The 21,771-nt window shown below is 66.2% G+C and carries 26 protein-coding genes; 19 read left to right on the top strand and 7 right to left on the bottom strand.

The window, feature by feature from the left end:
- Positions 1–107: 107 nt before the first annotated feature.
- Genes GORHZ_RS19540 through GORHZ_RS19510 form a run of 7 tightly spaced genes read left to right on the top strand, consistent with a single transcriptional unit; the run spans position 108 to position 6,260 of the window.
- Positions 108–1,067, top strand: a complete 960-nt coding sequence (locus GORHZ_RS19540; RefSeq protein ID WP_006336055.1) for an ornithine cyclodeaminase family protein — start codon at positions 108–110, stop codon at positions 1,065–1,067.
- Positions 1,064–1,996 (top strand): 4-hydroxy-tetrahydrodipicolinate synthase, encoded by a 933-nt coding sequence (gene dapA, locus GORHZ_RS19535; RefSeq protein ID WP_006336050.1) that lies wholly within the window; start codon positions 1,064–1,066, stop codon positions 1,994–1,996. Before GORHZ_RS19540 ends, dapA begins: the two co-directional genes overlap by 4 nt.
- Complete coding sequence (locus GORHZ_RS19530; protein ID WP_006336040.1) at positions 1,993–2,853, top strand: fumarylacetoacetate hydrolase family protein; 861 nt, start codon at positions 1,993–1,995, stop codon at positions 2,851–2,853. Before dapA ends, GORHZ_RS19530 begins: the two co-directional genes overlap by 4 nt.
- A complete protein-coding gene (locus GORHZ_RS19525) occupies positions 2,850–3,353 on the top strand; it encodes a flavin reductase family protein (RefSeq protein ID WP_006336035.1) in 504 nt (167 codons plus the stop codon). The genes GORHZ_RS19530 and GORHZ_RS19525 overlap by 4 nt, the downstream gene beginning before the upstream one ends.
- A gap of 11 nt (positions 3,354–3,364) precedes the next feature.
- Entirely contained in the window at positions 3,365–4,390 is a 1,026-nt protein-coding gene (locus GORHZ_RS19520) for an amidohydrolase family protein (protein WP_006336034.1), read from the top strand.
- A gap of 12 nt (positions 4,391–4,402) precedes the next feature.
- Entirely contained in the window at positions 4,403–5,041 is a 639-nt protein-coding gene (locus tag GORHZ_RS19515) for a 3,4-dihydroxy-2-butanone-4-phosphate synthase (protein WP_006336033.1), read from the top strand.
- A gap of 49 nt (positions 5,042–5,090) precedes the next feature.
- Positions 5,091–6,260: a cupin domain-containing protein gene (locus tag GORHZ_RS19510; RefSeq protein ID WP_217998345.1), complete on the top strand. Its 1,170-nt coding sequence runs from the start codon at positions 5,091–5,093 to the stop codon at positions 6,258–6,260.
- A 59-nt stretch (positions 6,261–6,319) separates the two neighbouring features.
- Here GORHZ_RS19510 and GORHZ_RS19505 read toward each other — a convergent pair whose 3' ends face one another.
- The 5 genes from GORHZ_RS19505 to GORHZ_RS19485 all read right to left on the bottom strand — a co-directional run bounded on the left by GORHZ_RS19505 (position 6,320) and on the right by GORHZ_RS19485 (position 10,519).
- A complete protein-coding gene (locus tag GORHZ_RS19505; protein ID WP_006336029.1) occupies positions 6,320–7,471 on the bottom strand; it encodes an acyl-CoA dehydrogenase family protein in 1,152 nt (383 codons plus the stop codon).
- 17 nt (positions 7,472–7,488) lie between these two features.
- Positions 7,489–8,121, bottom strand: coding sequence for a TetR/AcrR family transcriptional regulator (locus tag GORHZ_RS19500; RefSeq protein WP_006336027.1), 633 nt, complete (start codon positions 8,119–8,121; stop codon positions 7,489–7,491).
- The gene (locus GORHZ_RS19495; RefSeq protein ID WP_006336025.1) at positions 8,114–9,307 is read right to left on the bottom strand and encodes an acetyl-CoA C-acyltransferase; all 1,194 of its coding nucleotides are present in this window, start codon (positions 9,305–9,307) and stop codon (positions 8,114–8,116) included. Before GORHZ_RS19495 ends, GORHZ_RS19500 begins: the two co-directional genes overlap by 8 nt.
- 144 nt (positions 9,308–9,451) lie before the next feature.
- The gene (locus GORHZ_RS19490; protein WP_006336024.1) at positions 9,452–9,772 is read right to left on the bottom strand and encodes a putative quinol monooxygenase; all 321 of its coding nucleotides are present in this window, start codon (positions 9,770–9,772) and stop codon (positions 9,452–9,454) included.
- A 111-nt stretch (positions 9,773–9,883) separates the two neighbouring features.
- Entirely contained in the window at positions 9,884–10,519 is a 636-nt protein-coding gene (locus tag GORHZ_RS19485; protein ID WP_006336022.1) for a TetR/AcrR family transcriptional regulator, read from the bottom strand.
- A gap of 114 nt (positions 10,520–10,633) precedes the next feature.
- On the opposite strand from GORHZ_RS19485, the gene GORHZ_RS19480 reads away from it, so the two are divergent.
- The 4 genes from GORHZ_RS19480 to GORHZ_RS19465 all read left to right on the top strand — a co-directional run bounded on the left by GORHZ_RS19480 (position 10,634) and on the right by GORHZ_RS19465 (position 15,044).
- Positions 10,634–11,677 (top strand): Rieske 2Fe-2S domain-containing protein, encoded by a 1,044-nt coding sequence (locus GORHZ_RS19480; RefSeq protein WP_006336020.1) that lies wholly within the window; start codon positions 10,634–10,636, stop codon positions 11,675–11,677.
- Positions 11,674–12,759 carry an NAD(P)H-dependent amine dehydrogenase family protein gene (locus GORHZ_RS19475; RefSeq protein ID WP_006336018.1) on the top strand — a complete coding sequence of 362 codons (1,086 nt, stop codon included), beginning with the start codon at positions 11,674–11,676 and terminating at the stop codon, positions 12,757–12,759. Before GORHZ_RS19480 ends, GORHZ_RS19475 begins: the two co-directional genes overlap by 4 nt.
- 43 nt (positions 12,760–12,802) lie before the next feature.
- The gene (locus GORHZ_RS19470; RefSeq protein ID WP_040532562.1) at positions 12,803–13,288 is read left to right on the top strand and encodes a PPOX class F420-dependent oxidoreductase; all 486 of its coding nucleotides are present in this window, start codon (positions 12,803–12,805) and stop codon (positions 13,286–13,288) included.
- Between the two features lie 241 nt (positions 13,289–13,529).
- Positions 13,530–15,044 carry a flavin-containing monooxygenase gene (locus GORHZ_RS19465; protein ID WP_006336010.1) on the top strand — a complete coding sequence of 505 codons (1,515 nt, stop codon included), beginning with the start codon at positions 13,530–13,532 and terminating at the stop codon, positions 15,042–15,044.
- Between the two features lie 32 nt (positions 15,045–15,076).
- Here GORHZ_RS19465 and GORHZ_RS29600 read toward each other — a convergent pair whose 3' ends face one another.
- The gene (locus GORHZ_RS29600; protein WP_006336008.1) at positions 15,077–15,604 is read right to left on the bottom strand and encodes a hypothetical protein; all 528 of its coding nucleotides are present in this window, start codon (positions 15,602–15,604) and stop codon (positions 15,077–15,079) included.
- Positions 15,605–15,642: 38 nt separating this feature from the next.
- Here GORHZ_RS29600 and GORHZ_RS19455 point away from each other — a divergent pair, with 38 nt between their 5' ends.
- The 3 genes from GORHZ_RS19455 to GORHZ_RS19445 all read left to right on the top strand — a co-directional run bounded on the left by GORHZ_RS19455 (position 15,643) and on the right by GORHZ_RS19445 (position 17,706).
- Complete coding sequence (locus GORHZ_RS19455; RefSeq protein ID WP_006336006.1) at positions 15,643–15,939, top strand: hypothetical protein; 297 nt, start codon at positions 15,643–15,645, stop codon at positions 15,937–15,939.
- 42 nt (positions 15,940–15,981) lie between these two features.
- Entirely contained in the window at positions 15,982–17,301 is a 1,320-nt protein-coding gene (locus GORHZ_RS19450) for an NAD(P)/FAD-dependent oxidoreductase (RefSeq protein WP_006336004.1), read from the top strand.
- 102 nt (positions 17,302–17,403) lie between these two features.
- A complete protein-coding gene (locus tag GORHZ_RS19445; protein ID WP_006336002.1) occupies positions 17,404–17,706 on the top strand; it encodes a hypothetical protein in 303 nt (100 codons plus the stop codon).
- Here GORHZ_RS19445 and GORHZ_RS19440 read toward each other — a convergent pair.
- Complete coding sequence (locus tag GORHZ_RS19440; RefSeq protein ID WP_006336000.1) at positions 17,696–18,478, bottom strand: sulfite exporter TauE/SafE family protein; 783 nt, start codon at positions 18,476–18,478, stop codon at positions 17,696–17,698. The genes GORHZ_RS19445 and GORHZ_RS19440 overlap by 11 nt on opposite strands.
- A gap of 32 nt (positions 18,479–18,510) precedes the next feature.
- On the opposite strand from GORHZ_RS19440, the gene GORHZ_RS19435 reads away from it, so the two are divergent.
- The 5 genes from GORHZ_RS19435 to GORHZ_RS19415 form a co-directional block, all read left to right on the top strand.
- On the top strand, positions 18,511–18,933 hold the full coding sequence (locus GORHZ_RS19435; RefSeq protein WP_006335999.1) for a CoA-binding protein: 423 nt from the start codon (positions 18,511–18,513) through the stop codon (positions 18,931–18,933).
- Between the two features lie 21 nt (positions 18,934–18,954).
- Complete coding sequence (locus GORHZ_RS19430) at positions 18,955–19,689, top strand: hypothetical protein (RefSeq protein WP_006335998.1); 735 nt, start codon at positions 18,955–18,957, stop codon at positions 19,687–19,689.
- Positions 19,690–19,785: 96 nt separating this feature from the next.
- A complete protein-coding gene (locus tag GORHZ_RS19425) occupies positions 19,786–20,253 on the top strand; it encodes a MarR family winged helix-turn-helix transcriptional regulator (RefSeq protein ID WP_006335997.1) in 468 nt (155 codons plus the stop codon).
- A gap of 92 nt (positions 20,254–20,345) precedes the next feature.
- Positions 20,346–20,825: a hypothetical protein gene (locus GORHZ_RS19420; protein WP_040532565.1), complete on the top strand. Its 480-nt coding sequence runs from the start codon at positions 20,346–20,348 to the stop codon at positions 20,823–20,825.
- A gap of 24 nt (positions 20,826–20,849) precedes the next feature.
- Positions 20,850–21,771, top strand: a 922-nt coding sequence (locus tag GORHZ_RS19415; RefSeq protein WP_006335990.1) for a chloride channel protein, incomplete at its 3' end; no start/stop codon positions are given.

Genomic DNA, 21,771 nt, shown 5'->3' with positions numbered 1-21,771 from the left:
AGATCCAATACTCGGTCTTTGATTTATGCCTAGCGATCGTCCAGTGTAAGTCACATCACAAGCGACGCAATCACAACGACAACGGGGACACCCGAGAAAGGTCACCGATGACCACGGCACCAGCTTCGGACGCTCAAACATCCGTCCTCGACGACCGCGACGTTCTCGCCGCAGTCGATCAACGACAGGCAATCGATGCCGTACGACGCGTGCTGCGATCGGCACATCGCGGCGACGCCAAGGTGATCGCCAAGTCGATGACGGCATGGGACGGGCCGAGCACCGCCCACACTCTGGGCGCGGTCGACCAAGAATCGGGACTCGCCGCATTCAAGAACTGGGTGAACACGCCGAGCGGCGCAAGCGCCGTCATGAACGTGTTCGACGCCCATTCGGGCGAACTGCTCATGGCCCTGCAGGCGGGTCGCCTCGGGTCCTTGCGAACCGCGGCAACCGCGGCCGCCGCGACGGACGCGATGGCGGACGAGCAGGCGGACGTGGTCGGTCTACTCGGGACAGGGCGTCAGGCGTATCAACAGGTCGTCGCGCTGCGGGCCGTACGTCGGATCGACACCGTTCGGGTCTGGAGTCCGGACCAGATGAGGCGCGACGAGTTCGCCCACCGAATCGAAGCCGGGCTCGGACTGCGCGTCGAATCCTGCCCGGACCCACGCACCGCGGTGCGCGACGCACCGATCGTCACCACGATCACCCGCGCCGTCGAACCGTTCGTCGACCGCGCATGGCTGGCCCACGGGTGCCACGTCAACGCGATGGGCGCGATCCTTCCGACCTCGGCCGAACTGCTACCCGGGGTCATCGAGGCGAGCGATCTGTCCGTGGTCGACGACCTCGAGAACGCGATGCGCGCCTCGCGCGAACTGAAGGACGCGCTCGGCGCCGAGCTCGCCGGAGTCCTGACCCTCGGAGAAGTGCTCGAGAAAGACCTGCGACGTCCTGCCGACGCCGCATTGACCCTCTTCAAAGGCATGGGCTCTGGACTCAGCGACCTCGGCGTCGCCGCAGTCGTCCTCGAGAACTGCCGTGAAAGGACCGAACTGTCATGAGGTTCCGTCGTACCCCGCAAGAGATCACCGGGTCCATCGTCCCGTTGATTACACCCTTCACTGACGACGGAAAGCTGGACGAGGGCAGTTTGACGTCGCTGGTCGAGTGGCAGATCTCCGCAGGCACGCACGGGATCTCAATCGGTGGTTCCACCGGCGAGCCCAGTGCGCAGACGGTGGACGAACGCATCCGTGCGATCCATGCAGTCGGTGCAGCGGTCGACGACCACGTGCCCTTCATCGCGGGCACCGGGTCGGCGAAGCTCGACGAGACCCTCGAGCTCACGGCGGCCGCGGTTGACGCCGGTGCCGATGCGGCTCTGGTCATCACCCCCTACTACGCGCGGCCCACACAGCAGGCGCTATACGAATGGTATTCGACAGTCGCGCAGCAATTCCCGGAGCTTCCGATCATCGCCTACAACGTCCCGTCGCGGACCGCGGTCGAGATCGAGCCGGAGACGATCGCCTGCCTCCACCGCGACGTCGACAACGTCGTCGGCATCAAGGAGACGACGCGAGACTTCGAACACTTCTCGCGAGTCATCCACGCTGCCGGTGAGGACCTGCTGGTGTGGTCGGGCATCGAACTGCTATGCCTGCCGCTGCTCGCGCTGGGCGGGGTCGGATTCATCAGTGCCACTGCCAACATCGCTCCGGCGTCCTGCGCGAGGATGTACGAGCTCTGGCTCTCCGGGGATCTCGACGGAGCGAGGAAGATCCACTACGAGTTGCATCCGATGGTCGACGCGCTGTTCGTCGAGACCAACCCGACAACCCTAAAGTGGATTCTCGCACAGGAGGATCGCTTGCCGTCGCCGCACGTCCGCCCGCCCCTGATCGAGACCACCGCCGCGGGAATCGAGCGCGTCCGTGAACTTCTCGAGCAGTCTTCCGTCGTGCTCGATCGTGAGCGAGCGATCCGATGAGGCTCGCCACGGTGGAGATCGACGACACCATGCGCACAGTTGCCCGCACCGCCAGAGGCGTCGTCCGAGACGTGACGGCAGCGACCGGCGACTGTGGGCTGGCAGCCCTCCTGCCGCTCACGCAGCGGTCGGCTCTGGCTCGTGAGCTCGACCTGTACCCCGAGATCGACATCACGACGGCCCGCTGGCTTCCACCGGTTCCGCGGCCGGAGCACATTGTCTGCGTCGGACTCAACTTCGCCACCCATGCGGTCGAGGTCGGCACGAAAACGGCAGCTCATCCGACACTCTTCACGCGCTTTGCCTCGTCGTTCGTCGGACATCATGATCCGTTGATCCGGCCCTTTGTGTCGGACACATTGGACTGGGAGGGGGAACTGGTCGTCGTCATCGGAGACGGCGGCCGGCACATCGCCGCCGAACACGCCATGGCCCACGTCGCCGGCTACAGCCTCATGGGCGAGAACAGTGTGCGCGAGTTCCAACTCCACAGCGGCCAGGCCACCGCGGGCAAGAACTTCGATGCGTCGGGGTCATGGGGGCCGTGGATGATCACGATCGATGAGATCGACGACCCTGATGCACTCGAGATCATCACGACGGTCAACGGGCATCGGTACCAACACGGTCGTGCCGCCGACCTGTGTTTCGACGCCGCCCAGATCATCGCGTACGTCAGTTCGTTCACCACCCTCCAACCGGGTGACGTCCTCGCCTTGGGTACACCGCCGGGAATTGGACATCGGCAAGAGCCACCCCGCTATCTCAGAGACGGTGACGAACTCGTCATCACGATTCCGGGGGTCATGGACTTGATCAACACAGTCCGTGACGAGAACCAGGAGCCGACCTCATGATCACCAATATCGTTCGACCACTGACAGATTCACTCCGCGACGTCATGGCCGGCGTCTGTACACCGGTATCCGTCGTCACGACCCTCGTCGAGGGCAGACCACACGGAACGACGGTCAGCGCCTTCTCGTCGCTGTCGATGGACCCACCGATGGTGATGGTCGCTCTCGACCGAAAATCCAATACGCTCAGTGCCATCCAGGAATCCGGGCGCTTCGCTCTGAACATCCTGGGTACCCGCGATGAGGGGGTGGCACGACAGTTCGCCACCAAGGGCGACGACAAGTTCGCGAGCGTCGAATGGTGCAAATCCAGCGGGTCCGCCCGCCTGCGCCACGCATATGGCTGGGTCGCATGCACGGTCCGCGCCGTCACCGACGGCGGCGATCACGTCATCATCGCCGGCGAGGTCCTCGAAGCCGAACTCGTCGACGCAGAACCGCTGACCTACCACCGCAGGAACTTCGGCACCCACGCGCCGTTGCCTTCCGACACCCATTGAAAGGTGCCACGATGACATCATCATCGACCGAACAGCCCATTGATCCCGACATCGCGATCATCGATACCCACCATCATCTGTACGACCGTCCCAACCCGATGGTCAAGAAGGTCATGCGACGTGAGCGATTCCTCATCGACGACTACACCGACTTCGTCGCCGACGGCCACAATCTGGTGGCCACGGTCGTCATGGAGTCACAAACGATGTACCGCGCGGAAGGCCCCGAAGAGCTGCGCGCGGTCGGACAGACGGAGTTCTTCAACGGGCAGGCTGCGATGGGCGCCAGCGGTCTCTACCGCGGAGTTCGCGTAGCCGCCGGCATCGTCGGGTCGGTGGACCTGCGCCACCCGAACGCCGCCGCAGCTCTCGAGGCGCACCTCGACGCGGCACCGCGCCGATTCAAAGGTGTTCGCCAGGAAGCATTGTGGGACGAGGACCCGACGATTCTCGCCGGTGTCTTCGACCATGGGCCGGGAATGTACCTCGAACCGGATTTCCGACGGGGGTTCACACATCTCTCCAGGCTGGGCTTGAACTTCGACGCATTCGTCCTCGCGCCACAACTCCCCGACATCGTCGACCTGGCGAAGAACTTCCCGAGCACGCCCATCGTGCTCAATCATCTCGGCCACCCCGTCGGCATCGGGCGCCACGCCGGAAGGATGGAAGAAGAACGCCCGCAATGGGAAGCCGACATGAAAGCGATCGCGGACTGCGAGAACGTCACGGTCAAGATGGGTGGCTTGGGATCATTCCTCTCCGGCTCGGCGACGTTCATGGCCGACCCGCCGGCCGACTCGGCAACGCTCGCCGCCGAATGGCGTCCTTACGTCGAGACCGCGATCGAGCTGTTCGGAGCGGACCGGACCATGTTCGAGAGCAACCTTCCCACCGACGGGTCCGGAGCATTCGGAAACGTGGTCAACGCGTACCAGCGGCTGACCGCCCAGTGCTCACAGGCCGAACGCGAGGCGATCTTCGCGGGCACCGCGGCGCGTGTCTACCGGCTCGACGATGTCCTGCCACACACGTGAGGATCACGCGAAATGACCATCGCTGACCACCCCGTGCGGCAAGCCCCAGTACTCACCAGCATTTTCCAGCCGTCGTGTCGCCGCGCGGCAGAATCGTTCGCCAGAGTGCGGGCCAGGATTCTGCTCGACAGTGACGGCGCGGTACTGACCTTTCCAGCACAACTTGCCACCGCCGAGGCCGTCCATTTCGCAGTTCGATACTCGTCGGGACTGATCCACGCAGCAGTTCCGTCAGCGCGCCTGGATGAACTGCGGATTCCGGATCAGCCTGCGCTCGCCTCGGAACACTCAGGCATACCGTTCACCGTCGCCGTCGATGCGGTTGGCGTCGGCACCGGTATCTCCGGAACCGACCGTGCCGCCACGCTCCGCACGTTGGCCGCGGCCGATACCACGTACCGGGATCTGCGTCGTCCAGGGCACGTGATCCCGATTCGTTGCCGGACCGGCTTCGATGACCCCACCATTTGGGATACCTGCATCGATGTAGTCAGCGCGATGGGTTATCGACCGGTCGCGGTGGCGTGCCGTCTCGTGACCGAGCTCGGGGAGACCAGGAACGACCACGACGCCCGGCAATTCGCGTCCGAGCATGAACTCGCGATCTCGGTACCGGTCGGGTGCTACGACCCACGGCGCCAAGCGGTCTGACGGAGGCGGCGCCTCCCTATCGATATCCATTGCCATAGAAGGAGTTTTGATGAAGACAACGGACCAACTTGACAGCAGGGTCGGCGGGGGTGCCACGCGGCACGTTCCGACCGGTGACGCCGCCAGGATGGTGGACACCTCCGGACAGTCACTCGGCAGTCCGACGCCCTGGCAGCCGATCAAGGTTTCGCGTGCGGAGATCGATGCGACGATTCAGCATCTTGCGACGATTCCGTTGCCTGTCAACGGACGGCGGTCGGCGCACCTGGTCCACCCGCAGTCGACAACGCGAGGATTCGCGCCCGGTATCGACGTCTGTGTGGAAGTGCTGCTTCCGGGCGAGTCGACCAAGCCCGTCCGGCGCAATTCGAGTTCGGTGCAGATCGTCATCGCAGGTTGCGGCACGGCAGAAGTCGGGAGTGTCAGCATCGAGATGAACCGCTACGACGTGTGCAACGTCCCGTCGATGAAACCACACCGCTTCGTCAACGTCGGCGCCGAGCCGTGGGTCCGTCTCGCCTACTCGAATGCTCCGCTGCTGACGCTGCTCGGCAGCCATTACTCCGAGGAGCTGGATGAAATCCGGGAACCCGCACCGGGTGTCGAGGGACCTGTCGACATGGCCGAGTCGGCACGCATTACGCGTGGCACAGCCCCGGACCAGGAGGTGTCCTCGACGGGTGCGCGCTTACGCGGCTACGAGTACCTCGTCGACATCGAGCCGGTCCCCAATCGGCCACTTCATTGGCCGCACGAGATCATGTCGGGTCTGATGTCGACCGAGATGGGGGACGGCAAGCGCACCATCATGGCGCTGTACAACCCGGCGACCGAACGCAAACAGGGTGCCACGGGAAGCTTCTTCGTGACGCTCTCCCAGATGCCACCCGGCCACAAGCCCCGACCCGAGGGGCGCGGCCACCGGCACAATTCGGTCGCGATCAACTACCACTTCGGCGGCAAGGGATACTCCGTCGTCGACGGCGTTCGGATCGACTGGGAACCGGGAGACCTGCTGTTGTCGGCTCCGACCTGGCGTGAACACGCGCACTATTTCACCGAGACCGGGATGAGTGCCTACACCGTTCAGGATCACCCGCTGCACATCGGCATGGAATCACTGATCTGGCAGGAGGACATGAACGGCCCGATCCTCGCCCTGGGCCTGGAGAAGGGACAGACCGGCTACGTGGCGCCACGGAACTGGGACGACGAATGAGCTGGCGTGAAAGGTTGCTGTTTGTGCCGGAATCCGACACAAACAGCAACCTTTGACCGTCAGAGTCCCAGGTCGCGACCGATCAGATCCTTCATGATCTCGGTGGTACCGCCGAAGATCGTCTGGATGCGGGTGTCGGTGTAGGCGCGGGCGACACGGTATTCGTTCATGTAGCCGTAGCCGCCGTGCAGCTGCACACACTGGTCGATGACCCTCTTGGCCAGCTCGGTGCACCACCACTTGGCCTTGGCGGCGTCCGTGGCCGACAGCTCACCGTCGACGACGGCCTGCAGGCAGCGGTCGATGTACTGCTCGGCGATGTCGAGTTCGGTGGACATCTCGGCGACGACGAACCGGTTGTGCTGGAAGGTGCCGATCGGCTTGCCGAAGGCCTTGCGGTCCTTGACGTACTGCAGCGTCTCCTCGTACACCGCGCGCGCGCCGGCGATCGCGCCCACGGCGATGGACAGGCGCTCCGACGGCAGGTTCTGCATCAGGTGGTAGAAGCCCTTGCCCTCTTCGCCGAGGAGGTTCTCCCTCGGGACGCGCACGTTGTTGAAGTGCAGCTCGGCGGTGTCGGCGGCCTTGAGGCCCATCTTGTCGAGCTTGCGCCCGCGCTCGAAGCCTTCCATGTCCCGCTCGACGACGAGCAGGGAGAAGGCCTTGTGGCCGGCGGCCGGATCCGGGTTGGTGCGGCACACCACCACGACGAGATCGGAGTTGATGCCGGCCGAGATGAACGTCTTGTTGCCGTTGAGGATGTAGTGGTCACCGTCGAGTTTGGCCGACGTCTTGATGCCCGCGAGGTCGCTGCCGGCACCGGGCTCGGTCATCGCGACCGCGAGAATCGTTTCACCCGTGGCCATTCCGGGCATCCAGCGCTTGCGCTGCTCGTCGTTGGCGAGGTGCAGGAAGTAGGGGACCAGCACATCGTTCTGCAGGCTCAGTCCGGGTGCTGCGCTGCCGAAACGCGCGAACTCCTCGACCACGACCGCGTTGAAGCGGAAATCGTCGGCGACACCGCCACCGCCGAACTCCTCGGGGATGTTGAAGCCGAGCAACCCGGCGTCGCCCGCTTTGACATATGCCTCACGGTCGACCTGACCAGCGGCTTCCCATTTTTCGACGTTCGGTGCGCATTCGCGGGCGAGGAACTCGCGGGCGGACTCGCGCAGCTGTTCGTGTTCGGCTTCGAAGATGTTGCGTTTCATGTCTTTTCGTCAGCTCCTCAGTACGGTTCATGGATGTGGGGCTGCGCGCCGACGGCGCGCAGAGAGGTGGCAGCGTAGGAAGCCGCCACCTCGGCGGGGGTTCGGGAACCGGACGGCCGGTACCAGGTGGTGACCGCCTGGCAGGCGCCCAGCAGATAGCGCAGCACTTCTTTGACTTCACCGTCGATGTGGAACTCACCCGAGTCGATGCCGCGATGCAGGATGTCCTCGAGCGTGTTCTCCATCTCGGTGCGCATCTCCACATACCGCGTCCGCCGCCGGTCGGCGGGGTCGAGATGCCGGAACTCCTGTGCCACACTGGCCAATTCGAGATCACCGGTCATGTGCAACACGATGGCCTCGATCGCGCTGGACAGCTGGGCCGTGGGCGTCGCAGCCTCGGCGATGGCATCGGTGACCCGTTTCTGGACCGATTCCATCGCCGTCTCGAGCAGGGCGACGAGGATGCCCAGCTTGTTCTCGTGGTGGTAGTACAGCGTCGGCAGCGACACCTCGGCCCGCGACGCGATGTCGCGGATCGAGGTGCCGTGAAAGCCTCGCTCGTAGAACGCATGCTTGGCGGCGGCGAGGGTCACCGGCAGCGCGACCGGTTCGATCCGCCGCCAATCAGCCGTGGAGGTCTCAGACACGTTCGATGATCGTGGCGTTCGCCATGCCGGCACCCTCACACATGGTCTGCAGGCCGTAGCGTCCGCCGGTGGCCTCGAGGTGATTGACCAGGGTGGACAGCAGGCGGGTGCCCGACGATCCGAGGGCGTGGCCGAGAGCGATGGCACCGCCGCGCGGGTTGAGCTTGGCCGGGTCGGCGCCGAACTCGTGTGCCCAGGCCAGCGGCACCGGGGCGAAGGCCTCGTTGACCTCGTAGGCGTCGATGTCGTCGATCGAGAGCCCGGCGCGATCGAGGACCTTGCGAGTGGCCGGGATCGGTGCGGTCAGCATGAACACCGGATCGTCGCCGGCCAGCGAGAAGGAGTGGAATCGGGCCCGCGGGGTCAGACCCAGCTTCGATGCCATCGTGTCGCTCATGATGAGTGCGCCCGACGCGCCGTCGGTGAGCGGGGACGAGTTGCCCGGGGTGATGTGCCAGTTGATCTCGGGGAACCGCTGTGCGTACTGCTCGGAGTAGAACGACGACTTGAGGCCGCCGAGTCCCTCGGCGGTGGTGGCAGCGCGCACGGTCTCGTCGGTGGTGTGGGTGATGGTGTCACCGTCGGCGTTGGCCACGTCGATCGGCAGGATCTCCCGCTCGAAGAAGCCGTCGGCCGCGGCCCGGGCGGCACGACGGTGCGACTCCGCGGCGAAGGCGTCGAGGGTCTCGCGGTCGAGTTTCCACTTCGCGGCAATCAGCTCGGCCGAGATGCCCTGACCGACGAGGCCGTCGGGATAACGCGCGGCGATGCTGGGGCCGTACGGGCTGCGGCCGACAGTCGCGAAGCCCATCGGCACCCGGCTCATCGACTCGACACCGGCAGCGATGACGATGTCGTAAGCGCCGGCGATGACGCCCTGGGCGGCGAAGTGGGCGGCCTGCTGGCTGGACCCGCACTGACGGTCGACGGTGGTGGCCGGGACCGACTCGGGGAAACCGGCCGACAGCAGCGCGGTCCGGGAGATGTTGAGGGCCTGCTCGCCGGCCTGGCCGACGCAGCCGCCGATGACGTCATCGACGAGCGCGGGGTCGAGGTCATTGCGGCTCACCAGGCTGCGGAGCACGTGGGCGAGCAACTCGACGGGATGGGTCTCGGAGAGTGCGCCGCCCGGCTTGCCTTTTCCGGAGGCGAGGCGGACGACGTCGACGATGACGGCTTCGGGCATGACTGGGTTCCTCTCGGCTGTGCGACGCATCGGAATCGGCTCGTGACAAGCGCGGTCTACGCCGATCTAACGCTCGTTACACGTGTCTAGCACGACGAGAGCCGCGGAATCAACACTTTCCGCGGCTCCGGTCGACGGTGGCGTCTAGACGGCGCCCTTGTCGTCGTCGCCGGCGGGTACGGCAGTGAAGGTCTTGACGTCCAGCGGTGCGGCCAGAAGGTTGCCGATCGCCTTGCCGAGTTCGGCGAGGGCGGGTGCCTTACCGTGGGCGGCGAGCGCCTCCATCGATTCCCAACGCTCGATCATCACCAGGTCGGTCGAGTCACCCGTAGCCTCGTGCAGCGCGTACTTTCCGCAGCCGGGTTCGGCGTGGACCTGCGGAATGGCGGCCAGTACGGCGTCGCGGACGGCGGCCTCCTCGCCGGGCTTCGGGGAAATGGTGGCGACGACGATCACGGGGGACATGGGCGGCTCCTTCGTTGGATGCGGACTGTTGTGAACACCGACCGAGGTTAGGGCATTGCGTTGCGTCGAGAGGGTCAGATCGCGCGGATCGTTGGCGCCCGGCGGATCGCCTCAGTCCGACAGTGGCGGCTCGAGGTAGGCGACGATGGCATTGGCGAGTCCGCGCCGGGCGAGTTCCTCGTCCTGGTAGCTGCCCAGCTGAGACTCGGATGCCAGCCCGCGCATCGCCCCCGGGATGAATGCCGCGACCTCCCGGACGCGGGCCGGATCGACGTCGAGATCGGCAAACGCCTTCGCGCACGCTTGTGCCCAGGTCTCCTTCCACGACGCGAGTTCGGCCGCGGTCTTCGGGTACAGCCGTTCGAGTTCGGCGTGTTCGCGGGGCAGAGCGGCGCGCAGATTCTCGATGGCGCGGGCGTCGACCGACGAGGTCAGTCCCACGAACAGGGTCTCGATGATCTCGGTGACACGCTGCGCGAGCGGCGCGGTGTTGTTCTCCCGGTACGGCAGTCCGCCCCTGCGCTCGGCGGTCCGGCGCAGCACCGCGGCCCACAGGCCGTCGACGTCGCCGAACTGGTACTTCACCGTGCCCCAGGTGGCTCCCGCTGCCTTGGCGATCCGATTGGCCGAGACCGAACCCGGTTCACCGGACGCAAGCGCCTCAAGGGCCGCATCGAGCATCGCCTCTCGGGTGGCGAGCCCGCGGCGATTGGTCCGCCGTGCCCCGCTGCCCGCTTCGGTGGTCATGGCATCGCATTCTAGGGCGAGGACTGAACTTCACAGAACCTTCTTCCATTCTTTCGTAGACCCCACTACGATTCTCCTGAGTGCCCGCCGACCGTCTCGAGAGGAGGCCGACACGTGGCCAAGACTCCGCTGTCGATGGAACCCACGGGGTGGTTCCAGGTGGCCTGGTCTGCGGAGATCGGCACCGGCGCGGTACGCACGATGAAGTACTTCGGGCGCGAGATGGTCGCCTGGCGTTCCACCTCGGGGCAGGTCTCGGTCTTCGACGCCTACTGCGAACACCTCGGTGCCCATCTCGGGTACGGCGGCCACGTCGAGGGGGAGAACCTCGTGTGCCCGTTCCACGGGTGGGAGTGGAACCGCGAGGGCCGAAACGTCTGTATCCCCTACGAGAGTCGCCCCAACAAGGGGCGTCGCATCCGCAGCTATCCCGTCGTCGAGCGCAACGAGGCGGTGTGGATCTGGTTCGACGTACACGCCCGCCCGCCGTATTTCGATGTCCCCGACATCTTCGCCGATTTCGGGGACGACAAGACCGCCGCGGACTATTACCCGCCGGTGCCCGCCGCCACTCTTTTTCGTGAACGGCTCGAAATCCACCCGCAGTACATCATGGAGAACGGCGTCGACTTCGCGCATTTCAAGTACGTCCACAAGACTCCGTTCATGCCGGAGTTCACCCGCCACGACTTTGCCGGGCCGGTTTCTCACGTCGACTTCACCATCGCGTTCGAGGATGGGGCCAGCCTGGAAACCGCCACGAGCGGAGTGGAATCCATCAACGCCGGGCTGGGGTGTTCGATCACCAAGAGCTGGGGGATGGTCGACAACCGCACGATGCCGGCCGTCACCCCCGTCGACGACAGCACCTCCGACGTACGCTTCACCGTCTGGATCGGACGAAGGCCCGGCGAGGAGTCGGGTGAACTGACCGGCTACGGAAAGACGATGGCCGACTTCGTCATCGAACAGTTCGAAGCCGACATCACCATCTGGCAGCATCAGCGGTACTCCGATCCGCCCGCGCTGTCGCGCAAGGAGTTCGAGGGCTTTCGGGCGCTGCGAGCCTGGGCCGGACAGTTCTATCCCGAGACGGGAGCATCGGCCGGTGTAGACGGAAACCCGGCCGTCACCACAGGAAAGGGCTTGACACGATGACCAATTCGACCCCGGTACGCGTGTTCCAGGTGGCCACCGGCAACTTGGGAACCGAGATGATCGGCCGGATCCGCAGCCATCCGGACCTGGATCTGGTCGGGCTGCACTGCTATTCGCCGGAGAAGATCGGACGGGACGCGGGAGAGATCGTCGGCCTCGACTCGATCGGCGTCATCGCCACCGGAACCGTCGACGAGATCATCGCGGCCACACCGGATGTGCTGACCTTCCACGGCGTGTTCCCCGACGAGGATCTCTACCTCGCGGTCCTCGAGGCCGGGATCAACATCGTCACCACCGCCGACTGGATCACCGGATTCCACCGCGACACCAACCATCCGCATCCCAGCGGCCGTCGAGTTTCCGAACTCATCGAGGAGGCCTGCCTGCGCGGCGGATCGACCTTCTACGGCACCGGCATGAACCCGGGCGCATGCCAGATCATCGGCGTCGTGCAGTCAATGGACGTCGCCGACATCGAGAACATCACGGTTACCGAGTCGGTCGACGTCTCCTGCCACCATTCCGTCGACACCTGGAAGGCGGTCGGCTACGGCCGCCCCGTCGACGATCCGACGATCGGCGATTCGCTGCGGAAATACACCGAGGTGTTCGCGGATTCGGTGTACCTGATGGCCGACTGCTTCGACCTGGAACTCGACGAGGTCCGATTCACCTACGAACTCGGTGCCGTCACCAAGGACGTCGACCTCGGGTGGTATCACCTGCCGGAGGGTTCACTGGGTGGCAGCTACATCCGCTACCAGGGGATGGTCGACGGCGTCGCGCGCGTCGAATCCCATCTGGAATGGCAGATGACGCCGTACACCGATCCGTCGTGGGACATCAAGGGCTGCTACATCACCCAGATAACGGGTGATCCGTCGATCTACAGCAAGCACATGATCTTCCCGAAGGCCGGGGTCGACCTGTCCGACCCGTCGTCATTCGCGTCGATCGGGATGACGGTCACGGGGATGCCGGCGCTGAACTCGATCCGGCAGGTCGTCGCCGCGAAGCCGGGAATCCTGACCAGCGCCGACATGCCGCTGCGTGGATTCGCGGGGCGATTCAAGCTGTGAGTTCCCGCAGAGGCACCGGATAGGGCGGCGTAGTGTCGGGCCTATGGCCAGAACCGTTGCGACATCCGACAAAGTGGACCGATCCGCGTTGCTGGACTTCCTCCGCCCGCGGCACCAGATGATCCTGAGTACCGTGCGGTCCGACGGAACGCCGCAACTGTCCCCGGTGAGCGGCGGTGTCGACGAACAGGGTCGCATCGTCATCTCGACCTATCCGGGTCGGGCGAAGGCGGCCAACGCGCGGCATACACCGGTGGCGAGCGTATGTGTGCTGTCCGACGAGTGGAACGGTGCGTGGGTGCAGGTCGATGGTGACGTCGAGGTGCTCGACATGCCCGAGGCCGAGGACGCCCTCGTCGACTACTTCCGCAGCATCGCCGGCGAGCACCCGGACTGGGACGAGTACCGCGCCGCCATGCGGGTGCAGGGCAAGTCCCTGATCCGCATCACCCCGACCCGGTGGGGGCCGATAGCGACGGGCGGTTTCCCGCCTGACGTCGCGGCGAAACTGGGCGCCGCGGACGGCTGACCGATGCTGTCGGCGGATTTTCGGGTGCTCTCGGCGCGAAACCGGGTGCTGTCGGCGTGAAACCGGGTGCTGTCGGCGAGGTTCGGGGTGCTGTCGGCGGATTTTCGGTTGCTGTCGGTGGGTTGGGGTGGGTTGGGGTGGTGGCGCTGCGGGCGGCGGGTCTCCATGCTGGTAGGTGACAACCTCGAGGTAGGTGACAACCTCGAGGTGGTGACAACCTCGAACAGGACAGGAGTCCGCGGTGACCTCAATGACCGAGACAGAGAGCGTCGACGTCCTCATCGTCGGTGCCGGCATCTCCGGTATCGGTGCCGCGCGATACCTGACGGTGGAACATCCGGGGAAGTCGTTCGTCGTCGTCGAGTCGAGGGCCGCCGCGGGCGGGACCTGGGACCTGTTCCGGTTTCCCGGCATCCGGTCGGATTCGGATCTCTACACCTTCGGCTACGAGTTCAAGCCGTGGCGTGAGAAGGACGCGATCGCCGACGCCCCGCTCATCCTGAACTACCTCCACGAGACGATCGACGAGAACGGGCTCGCCGACCACATCCGGTATCACCATCGGGTGAGGGCGGCGGCATGGTCGTCGCAGGAGGCGCGCTGGCTCGTCGACATCGACCGTGCCGACACCGGCGAGCACATCCGGATCCGGGCCCGATGGATCTTCTCCGGTTCCGGTTATTACCGCTACGACGAGGGCTACACACCGGAATTCGAAGGGCGCGAACGATTCGGCGGCACCATCGTGCACCCGCAGCACTGGCCCGAAGACCTCGACTACGAAGGCAAGCGGATCGTGGTGATCGGCAGCGGGGCCACCGCGGTCACCCTCCTGCCGGCGCTGGCCGAGAAGGCCGAGCACGTCACCATGTTGCAGCGCACCCCGTCCTACATCCTCCCGATCCCGCGCCAGGACCCCCTCGCGAACTGGCTGAAACGGCGCTTCGGGGACGAACGCGGCTACGCGCTGGCACGCCAGAAATACATCGCCCAGCAACGTCTGGTGTTCGAATTCTGCCAGCGCTTCCCGAAGGCGGCACGTCGGCTGATCCGCAAGGTCAACGCGTCGCAACTACCCGAGGGTTACCCGGTCGACGAGCACTTCAATCCGCCTTACAACCCGTGGGATCAGCGTCTGTGCGCGGTGCCCGACTCCGACCTGTTTCGGACGATCCGCAAGGGGACGACGTCGGTGGTGACCGACCGCATCGTGACCTTCACCGAGACCGGCATCCTCCTCGAGAGCGGAACCGAACTCGAGGCCGACATCATCGTGACGGCCACCGGACTCAACATCCAGGTCTTCGGCGGCATCGAGGCCACCGTCGACGGACGGCCGGTATCGCTGCCGGACACCGTCGTCTACCGCGGCATGATGCTCTCGGGTGTCCCGAACTTCGCGATGGCGATCGGCTACACCAACTCGTCGTGGACGCTCAAGGTCGGTCTGGTCTGCGAATACTGGTGCCGACTCCTCGGATACATGGACGACCACGGCTACGACACCGTGTGGGCGGATGTCGATCCGGACATGCCGACCCGTCCGCTGCTCGACTTCGGTGCGGGCTACGTGCAGCGCGCGCTCTCCACGCTGCCCCGGCAGGGGGCGAAGCCGCCGTGGACGATGTCGATGAGCTACTACAAGGATCGTCGACAGCTCCGCCACGGCGATGTCGCCGACGAGTACCTACACTTCTCCGGTCCGGCTCGGCGTCGGGTGCCCCGCGGGACGGCGGCCGAGTCGGTCGGTGCCTGAGCGCCGGACGACAGCGCGGCCGGTCATCCGGGTCAGTGGCTGTGTGCCGCCACCTGGATCGCGAGGACTACGAAACCCAACAGCGCCAGCGTCACCAGGGCGCCGAGTTTCTTCCACCAGCTGATCTGGGCGTTGCGGACCGCGAGCCAGCCGATCACCACCAACGTACCGATGTAGACAAACGCGGCGATGAGTAGAGCGGTGCGCAGCGCCATTACGTCGGCCCACGCCGCGCCGATGAGCCCGAGCGGGATGAGCAACGAACCGAGCGCGCCGGCGGCCGCGCGGACCATGATGGCGAGATCGTGGCCGTGCGGGAACTCCTGGTGCACCGCGAGATGGGCGATCACGTCCGAGACGAAACCGGCGAGGGTGATGGCGACAACGCCGACCAGGAGCACCTCGAAGGCGTAGGCGGCGCCGTGCTCCCCGTTGCGGACCACGAGGACGATGGCGAGTCCGGTGAAGGCGGCGTAGACGCGCTCCTTCAGATACATCACCTGCGCATGTTTGGGAAGGTCGGCCACGTCGGCCGTGACAAGGTCATCCGCGTCGGTCATGGCATCCATTGTGGGGCCGCGATGTCTAGGCTGGCGACATGACGATCAATCCCACCGTTGTTGTCTCATCCGCCGGCCTCGTCGGAGGGTACGCCGCCGCGCGGTTCAGCGGGCGACGCGAACTCGGCGGTGCCGTGCTGGCCGCCGCGGGCGCGTGGTGCACTCGGGAGTGGGTGCGGCAGAGTCCGGTGGCGGCCGCGGGACTGCTGACCGGATATCTGGCCGCGTTCGGCCTCTCGCATCCGCTGGCGAAGAAGATCGGGGCGTGGCCGTCGGTGTTCTCGGTGACCAGCGCCAACGCCGCGGCGACATACGCGGTGACACGCAACGGCTGACACGCCTCCGCCGGACGGCCGGGTCTGGAAGAATCGGGTGGCGTGTCCATCGACAACGCGATCGGCCGCCCTCACATCGTGATCGTCGGTGCCGGGTTCGGAGGACTTCACGTCACCCGGCGTCTCAAGCGCGCCCCGGTGCGTGTCACGGTCGTCGATCGGGGTACCAGCCACCTGTTCCAGCCGCTGCTCTATCAGTGCGCGACGGGCCTGTTATCGGAAGGGGCGATCTCCAGCCCGATCCGGCACCTGCTGCGCCGGCAACGCAACGCCGACGTGGTGCTCGGTGAGGCCGTCGACGTCGATTCCGACGCGCGCACCCTGACCGTCGACCGGATCGACGGGTCCACGACGGCGATCACCTACGACCATCTCGTCATCGCTGCCGGTATGCGCACCGCCTACCACGGACGTGACGACATCGCCCCGAACGCGCCCGGGATGAAGACCCTCGACGATGCGCTGGCCATCCGGCGCAAGATCATCGCCGCCTTCGAGATGGCCGAGTCGTTGCCCGATGCCGGCCAACGCCTGCCGTGGCTCACCTTCGCGGTCGCCGGTGGAGGTCCCACCGGCGTCGAACTCGCCGGCCAGATCCGGGATCTCGCGACCATCGCGTTGCAGCGCGAGTTCCGCACCATCGACCCCGCCGAGGCGCGGGTCCTGCTGCTGCACGGCGGCGACCGGGTGCTGCCGTCGTTCACGCCGTCACTGTCGAAGCGGGCGCAGAAGACCCTCGACAAGCTCGGGGTGGAGACGCATCTGGGTGTGCACGTGACCGACGTGACGGCCGACGAGGTCGAGACCACGAACAAGTCGACGCACGAGGTCATCCGATACCCGGCCAAGACCACGCTGTGGACCACGGGTGTGGAGGCCGTGCCGTTCGCAGGTGTGCTGGCGCGCGCACTCGACATCGAGCAAGATCACGGCGGGCGGATCCCGGTCGAGGCGGACCTCTCGGTTCGGGGCCACCCGAACATCTGGGTCGTCGGGGACATGAGCTCACGCGATCAGCTCCCCGGTGTCGCGGAGGTGGCCATGCAGGGCGGACGACACGTCGGCGGCGTGATCGCCGATCTCTGCGAGGGAGCCACCGAGCGGGCGCCGTTCCGCTACCACGACCTGGGAAACGCCGCCTACATCGCGCGCCGGCACGCCGTCGTCGAATCCGGCCCGCTCCACCTGTCCGGTTATGTGGGCTGGCTGGCGTGGGGCGTCATCCACATCGCTTTTCTCGCGGGCATCCGCAACCGCCTGGGCACCGTGGTGAACTGGGGTACGACATTGCTGACCGATTCGCGTCGGGAGCGGGCGATCACCTACGGCGACCCGGAAACGGCGCGGCAGCCGTACCGATGAGCACGCTCGCGCAGTACCTGTGACCGCGTATTACCTGTGACGTAGTGGTTTTCGCGCCGGACCGGCGAGACGATGGTGCTACCTCGAATTCAGGAGGCACTCATGACCGTCCCGAGGTGGCTGACCGTTGTGATGCGGTGCGACCGTGCGGGGTCCGCGTGGTTCGTCGGCGCCGGATTCTTCTTCGCCCCGCTGCTGCTGATCCTCGGCCCGTGGCCCGCCGCGGTCATCGTCGCGTGGGTGTTGATCTCGGTCGCGGGCCTGTGGCTCGGTGTGTTGGGCATCGGTATGGCCGTGGGCCTGGCGATGGTGTTGCGCTCGGGCGAGGAGATCCCCGAGACCTATTGGTGGGCGCTGATCGGTGAGCGGGGCGACCGGGACCCGTCGTCGACGATCACGCGGTGAACAGCCGCCACAACCCGATGAGCCCGACCACCACGATCACCCCGCGCAGCGCCGCCGGGGACAGGCGCCGGCCGTAGCGGGCTCCGACGACCCCACCGACAAGCGACCCGGCCGCGATCAGACCGGCCGCAGTCCAGTTGACCCGGTCGAAGGCCACCATCGTATAGGTGACCGCGGCAACCACGTTGACGACCAGTGACAGCAGGTTCTTGGCGGCGTTCATCCGTTGCATGTCGTCGGGGACGATGATTCCCAATGCGGCGATCAGCAGAATGCCCTGGGCCGCGGTGAAGTACCCGCCGTAGACACCGATCGCGAAGGTGACCGTCATCAACACGACGATGCGCGGAACGGTCAACGAGATGCTGTGGTGCCCGGGCACCGCGATGCGACGCCCCAGCCACACCTGGATGCGGGGCTGCAGCACGACCAACAGCAGGGCCGCGATCAGCAGTACCGGCACGATCGCCTCGAACACCGTGTCCGGCAGATGCAGCAGCAACCAGCAGCCGAGGATCGCGCCCGCGAACGACGACGGGATCTGCCACCGTAGCTGGGGCCACTGGCCGGCCAGTTCGCGTCGATAGCCCCACGTCCCCGACACCCCGCCGGCCACGAGACCGATCGCGTTGGAGATCGTCGCACTCACCGGCGGCACCCCGAACGCCACCAGCGTCGGGAAGGTGATCAGGGTGCCGCTGCCGACGACGGCGTTGATGGCGCCGGCGCCGACACCCGCCACGAGGACGGTGAACAGTTCCCACGTCGTCACATGAACAGGGTGCACGACTTAAGCTCGACGGCATGCACACAACCAATGAGGTCGTGGAAAAGATCCTGCGCACCTACGACACGATCACCGTCGTCGGGGCCAGCGCCAACGCCCACAAGCCCTCCAACGAGGTGCCCGCGTACATGAAGAAGCACGGGTGGCGGATCATCCCGGTGAACCCGACCGCCGAGGAGATCGTCGGGGAGAAGGTCTTCAGGTCCCTCGCCGACATCCCCGAACAGGTCGGACTCGTCGACGTGTTCCGGCCCGCCGCGGACGCGCCGGAGATCGCGCGTCAGGCCGTCGCCGCCGGCGCCACCGCCCTGTGGCTGCAGCTCCACATCTCCTCGCCGGAGGCACGCGCCATCGCCGAGGAGGCCGGCCTGCTCTACGTCGAGGACCGCTGCCTCGCGATCGAACAGCGCCGCACGGGCCTGACGGCACCGGAGGCCTGACCGGGTCGCTCGGCAACTCCCGTGCACCTCAACTTCGGCGACGTCACCGCCGGTGGGCGGCTGCCGCTGTTCCTGCTGTTCCTGGCGTTCGTGACGACGTTTCTGGTGACGCGGCTGATCACCCGGCTCATCAGGGCCGGTCGGGGGCCGTTCCGCGACAACGTCGCCGGTGGGGTGCATATCCACCACGCGGTACCCGGGGTCATCCTCACGGTGGCGGGTGCGTTCATCTCGGTCGCGGTGGACGGGTCGTCGCCGGGCGCGGAGATCAGCGCGATCCTCATCGGCGTCGGGACCTCGCTGGTCCTCGACGAGTTCGCGCTCATCCTGCACCTGCAGGACGTGTACTGGTCGCGGGAAGGGCAGTTGTCGGTGCAGGTGGTGTGCCTGACGATCGCCGCCCTCGGGATGACGGTGCTCGGTGTCAACCCGCTCGACACGTCGCCGTTGCGGCTCGGGCCGATCGTGCTGTCGCTGCACCTGCCCATCCATCTCGCCTGCCTGCTCATCTGCGTGGCGAAGGGCAAGTTCTCGACGGCTGCCGTCGGTGCCTTCGTGGCACCGGTGGCGTGGGTCGGCGCGATCCGTCTGGCCCGCCCCGGATCACGGTGGGCGCGGCGGTACAGCCCGCACAAGCGGGCCCGGGCCACCGAACGGGCGCGGGCCTTCGACCGGCGGTACGGCACGTGGGGACTCGATGTCGAGGATCTGGTGGCGGGCAAACCGACCGACCACGATCCGGCGCCCGCCACCTGACCTCGCGATCTCGCGCATCCCGGGAGCAAATCAATCGCGCACGACCGAAGTCACTACACTCGTCATCGACGGACGTGTGACGCGGAAGGCGGACCGATGGGCGAGAAGGCGACGATCGAAGGCAACCCGCTGCTGCTGGAGCGGCAGGTCTGTTTCGCGCTTGCGGTGGCCAATCGGTCGGTCCTCAAGATCTACCGCCGCCTGCTCGAACCGCTCGGGCTGACCCATCCGCAGTACCTGGTGATGCTCGCGCTCTGGGAGACGTCGCCGCGGGCCGTCAAGGACCTCGGCCGGGTACTGCAACTGGACTCGGCAACGCTCTCGCCGCTGCTCAAGCGGCTCGAGGCGGCGGGCCTGGTGGTCCGGCAACGGCGTGGCGACGACGAACGCAACGTCGACATCGCCCTGACCGACGCGGGCCTCGAGTTGCGGACCAGAGCGCTCGACATCCCGCCGGCGGTCGTGGACGCGCTGGGCGTGGATCTTGTCGACCTCGAGGAACTCCACGCGGTGCTGACCCGGGTCAACGCTGCGGCGCTGCGGGCGGATTCGCTGACCTCCTAGCGAGGAGGTCAGCGGCGTGCGTGTTCGGCACGACCACTAAGACTAAGGTCGAACGTGGCAACACCGGTGCACGTGGGCGTGAGGAGTTCGGCATGATCGCGGTCCTGGTCATCGTCATCACGATCGTGGTGGCGCTGTTCGTTCTCGGCGGAGCCGCATGGTTCGCGTGGGATTCGGACAAACGGGTCAAGAAGTTCGCGCGGTCCACCGATCTCGTCCCCGGCAAACCCGGTCGGGCGCCGGCGGAATGGACCACCGCTACCTCACGGGAGGCGTTGCTGCACAGGCGAATCCGCTATGCGATCGCCGACGTGCACGCGAATCCCGCGATCGGCCACTATCCGGACCTCGTCGCCGCACGTGACCGCCTCGACGACGCGGTGTTCGATCTCGACGACAAGCTCATCGGTGCCGCGCACGAGGCCGACGACGAGGAGAAGACGGCACGCCTCGACGCCGCGGAGTCGGCGATCTCGGTGCTCGAGGAGTTACCCAAGAAGTTGTGGGAAGCACCGGAGGATACCCAGCTGGCAGACATGGATCAGGTGACCTCCGCGCTGCAGAGGGCGTGACCCGGCGACTAACGTCGCATAGCGATGTCTGACGCCGAAAAAGTTCCACCGCACATCGACGGCCACTCCGTCGATGACCACATGCTCGTCGGCCGGACGCTGTGGGCCATTCTGATCATCGCCGCGGTGGCCGGTGCGGTGGCCGGTCTGGTGGGCGGCGCGTTCCGGTGGGCGCTCGAACGCACCGACCGGTGGCGCACCGACATGGTCGAGTGGGCGCACACGCAGCATCTCTGGGGCTGGCTCGTGCCGGTGGTGGTGTCCGCCGCCGCCGCCGCGGCCGCCGCAGCCATCGCACGATGGCAACCGCTGTCGGCGGGTAGCGGCATTCAGCACGTGGAGGCCGTCGACCGCGACGAGGCCGATCCGCCCCCGCTGTCGGTCGTACCGGCCCGCTTCGTGGGTGGTCTGTTGTCGGTCGGCGCCTCCGGCATGGTGCTCGGCCGGGAGGGACCCACGGTGCACATGGCCGCCACGATCGGGGCTGCGGCCGGACGCCTTGCGCGACTGCCCCGTGACGAGATCCGGTTGCTGCAGACCGTGCTGTCGGGTACAGGGCTCGCTGTCGCCTTCAATGCGCCGATCGGTGCGGTGTTCTTCATCTTCGAAGAGGTCACCAAGAAGTTCCGCCTGCGTGAGGCGATCGTGACGATGGTCGCGGTGGCCATCGGCGTCGGCGTGAGCCGGCTGCTCATCGGCGACGAACCCGACTTCCTGCATCTGGGTCCGGTGGAGTCGCCGCCACTGACGACCGTTCCGATCTTCGTCGTCTTCGGACTGGTCGTCGGGCTGCTGGGCGTGGTCTACAACCGGTTGATCCTCCTGACCCTCGATCTGTTCGACGCCATCGACAAACTGCCGGCGGTGCTCAAGGCGGCCATCATCGGTGCGGTGATCGGAGGTGTGCTGTTCGGCGATCCGCGCATGGCCGGCGGCGGCGACGTCC

This window comes from Gordonia rhizosphera NBRC 16068, from assembly GCF_000298195.1.
GTDB classification, from domain to species: domain Bacteria; phylum Actinomycetota; class Actinomycetes; order Mycobacteriales; family Mycobacteriaceae; genus Gordonia; species Gordonia rhizosphera.
This window is presented reverse-complemented; position numbering and strand designations above follow the sequence as displayed.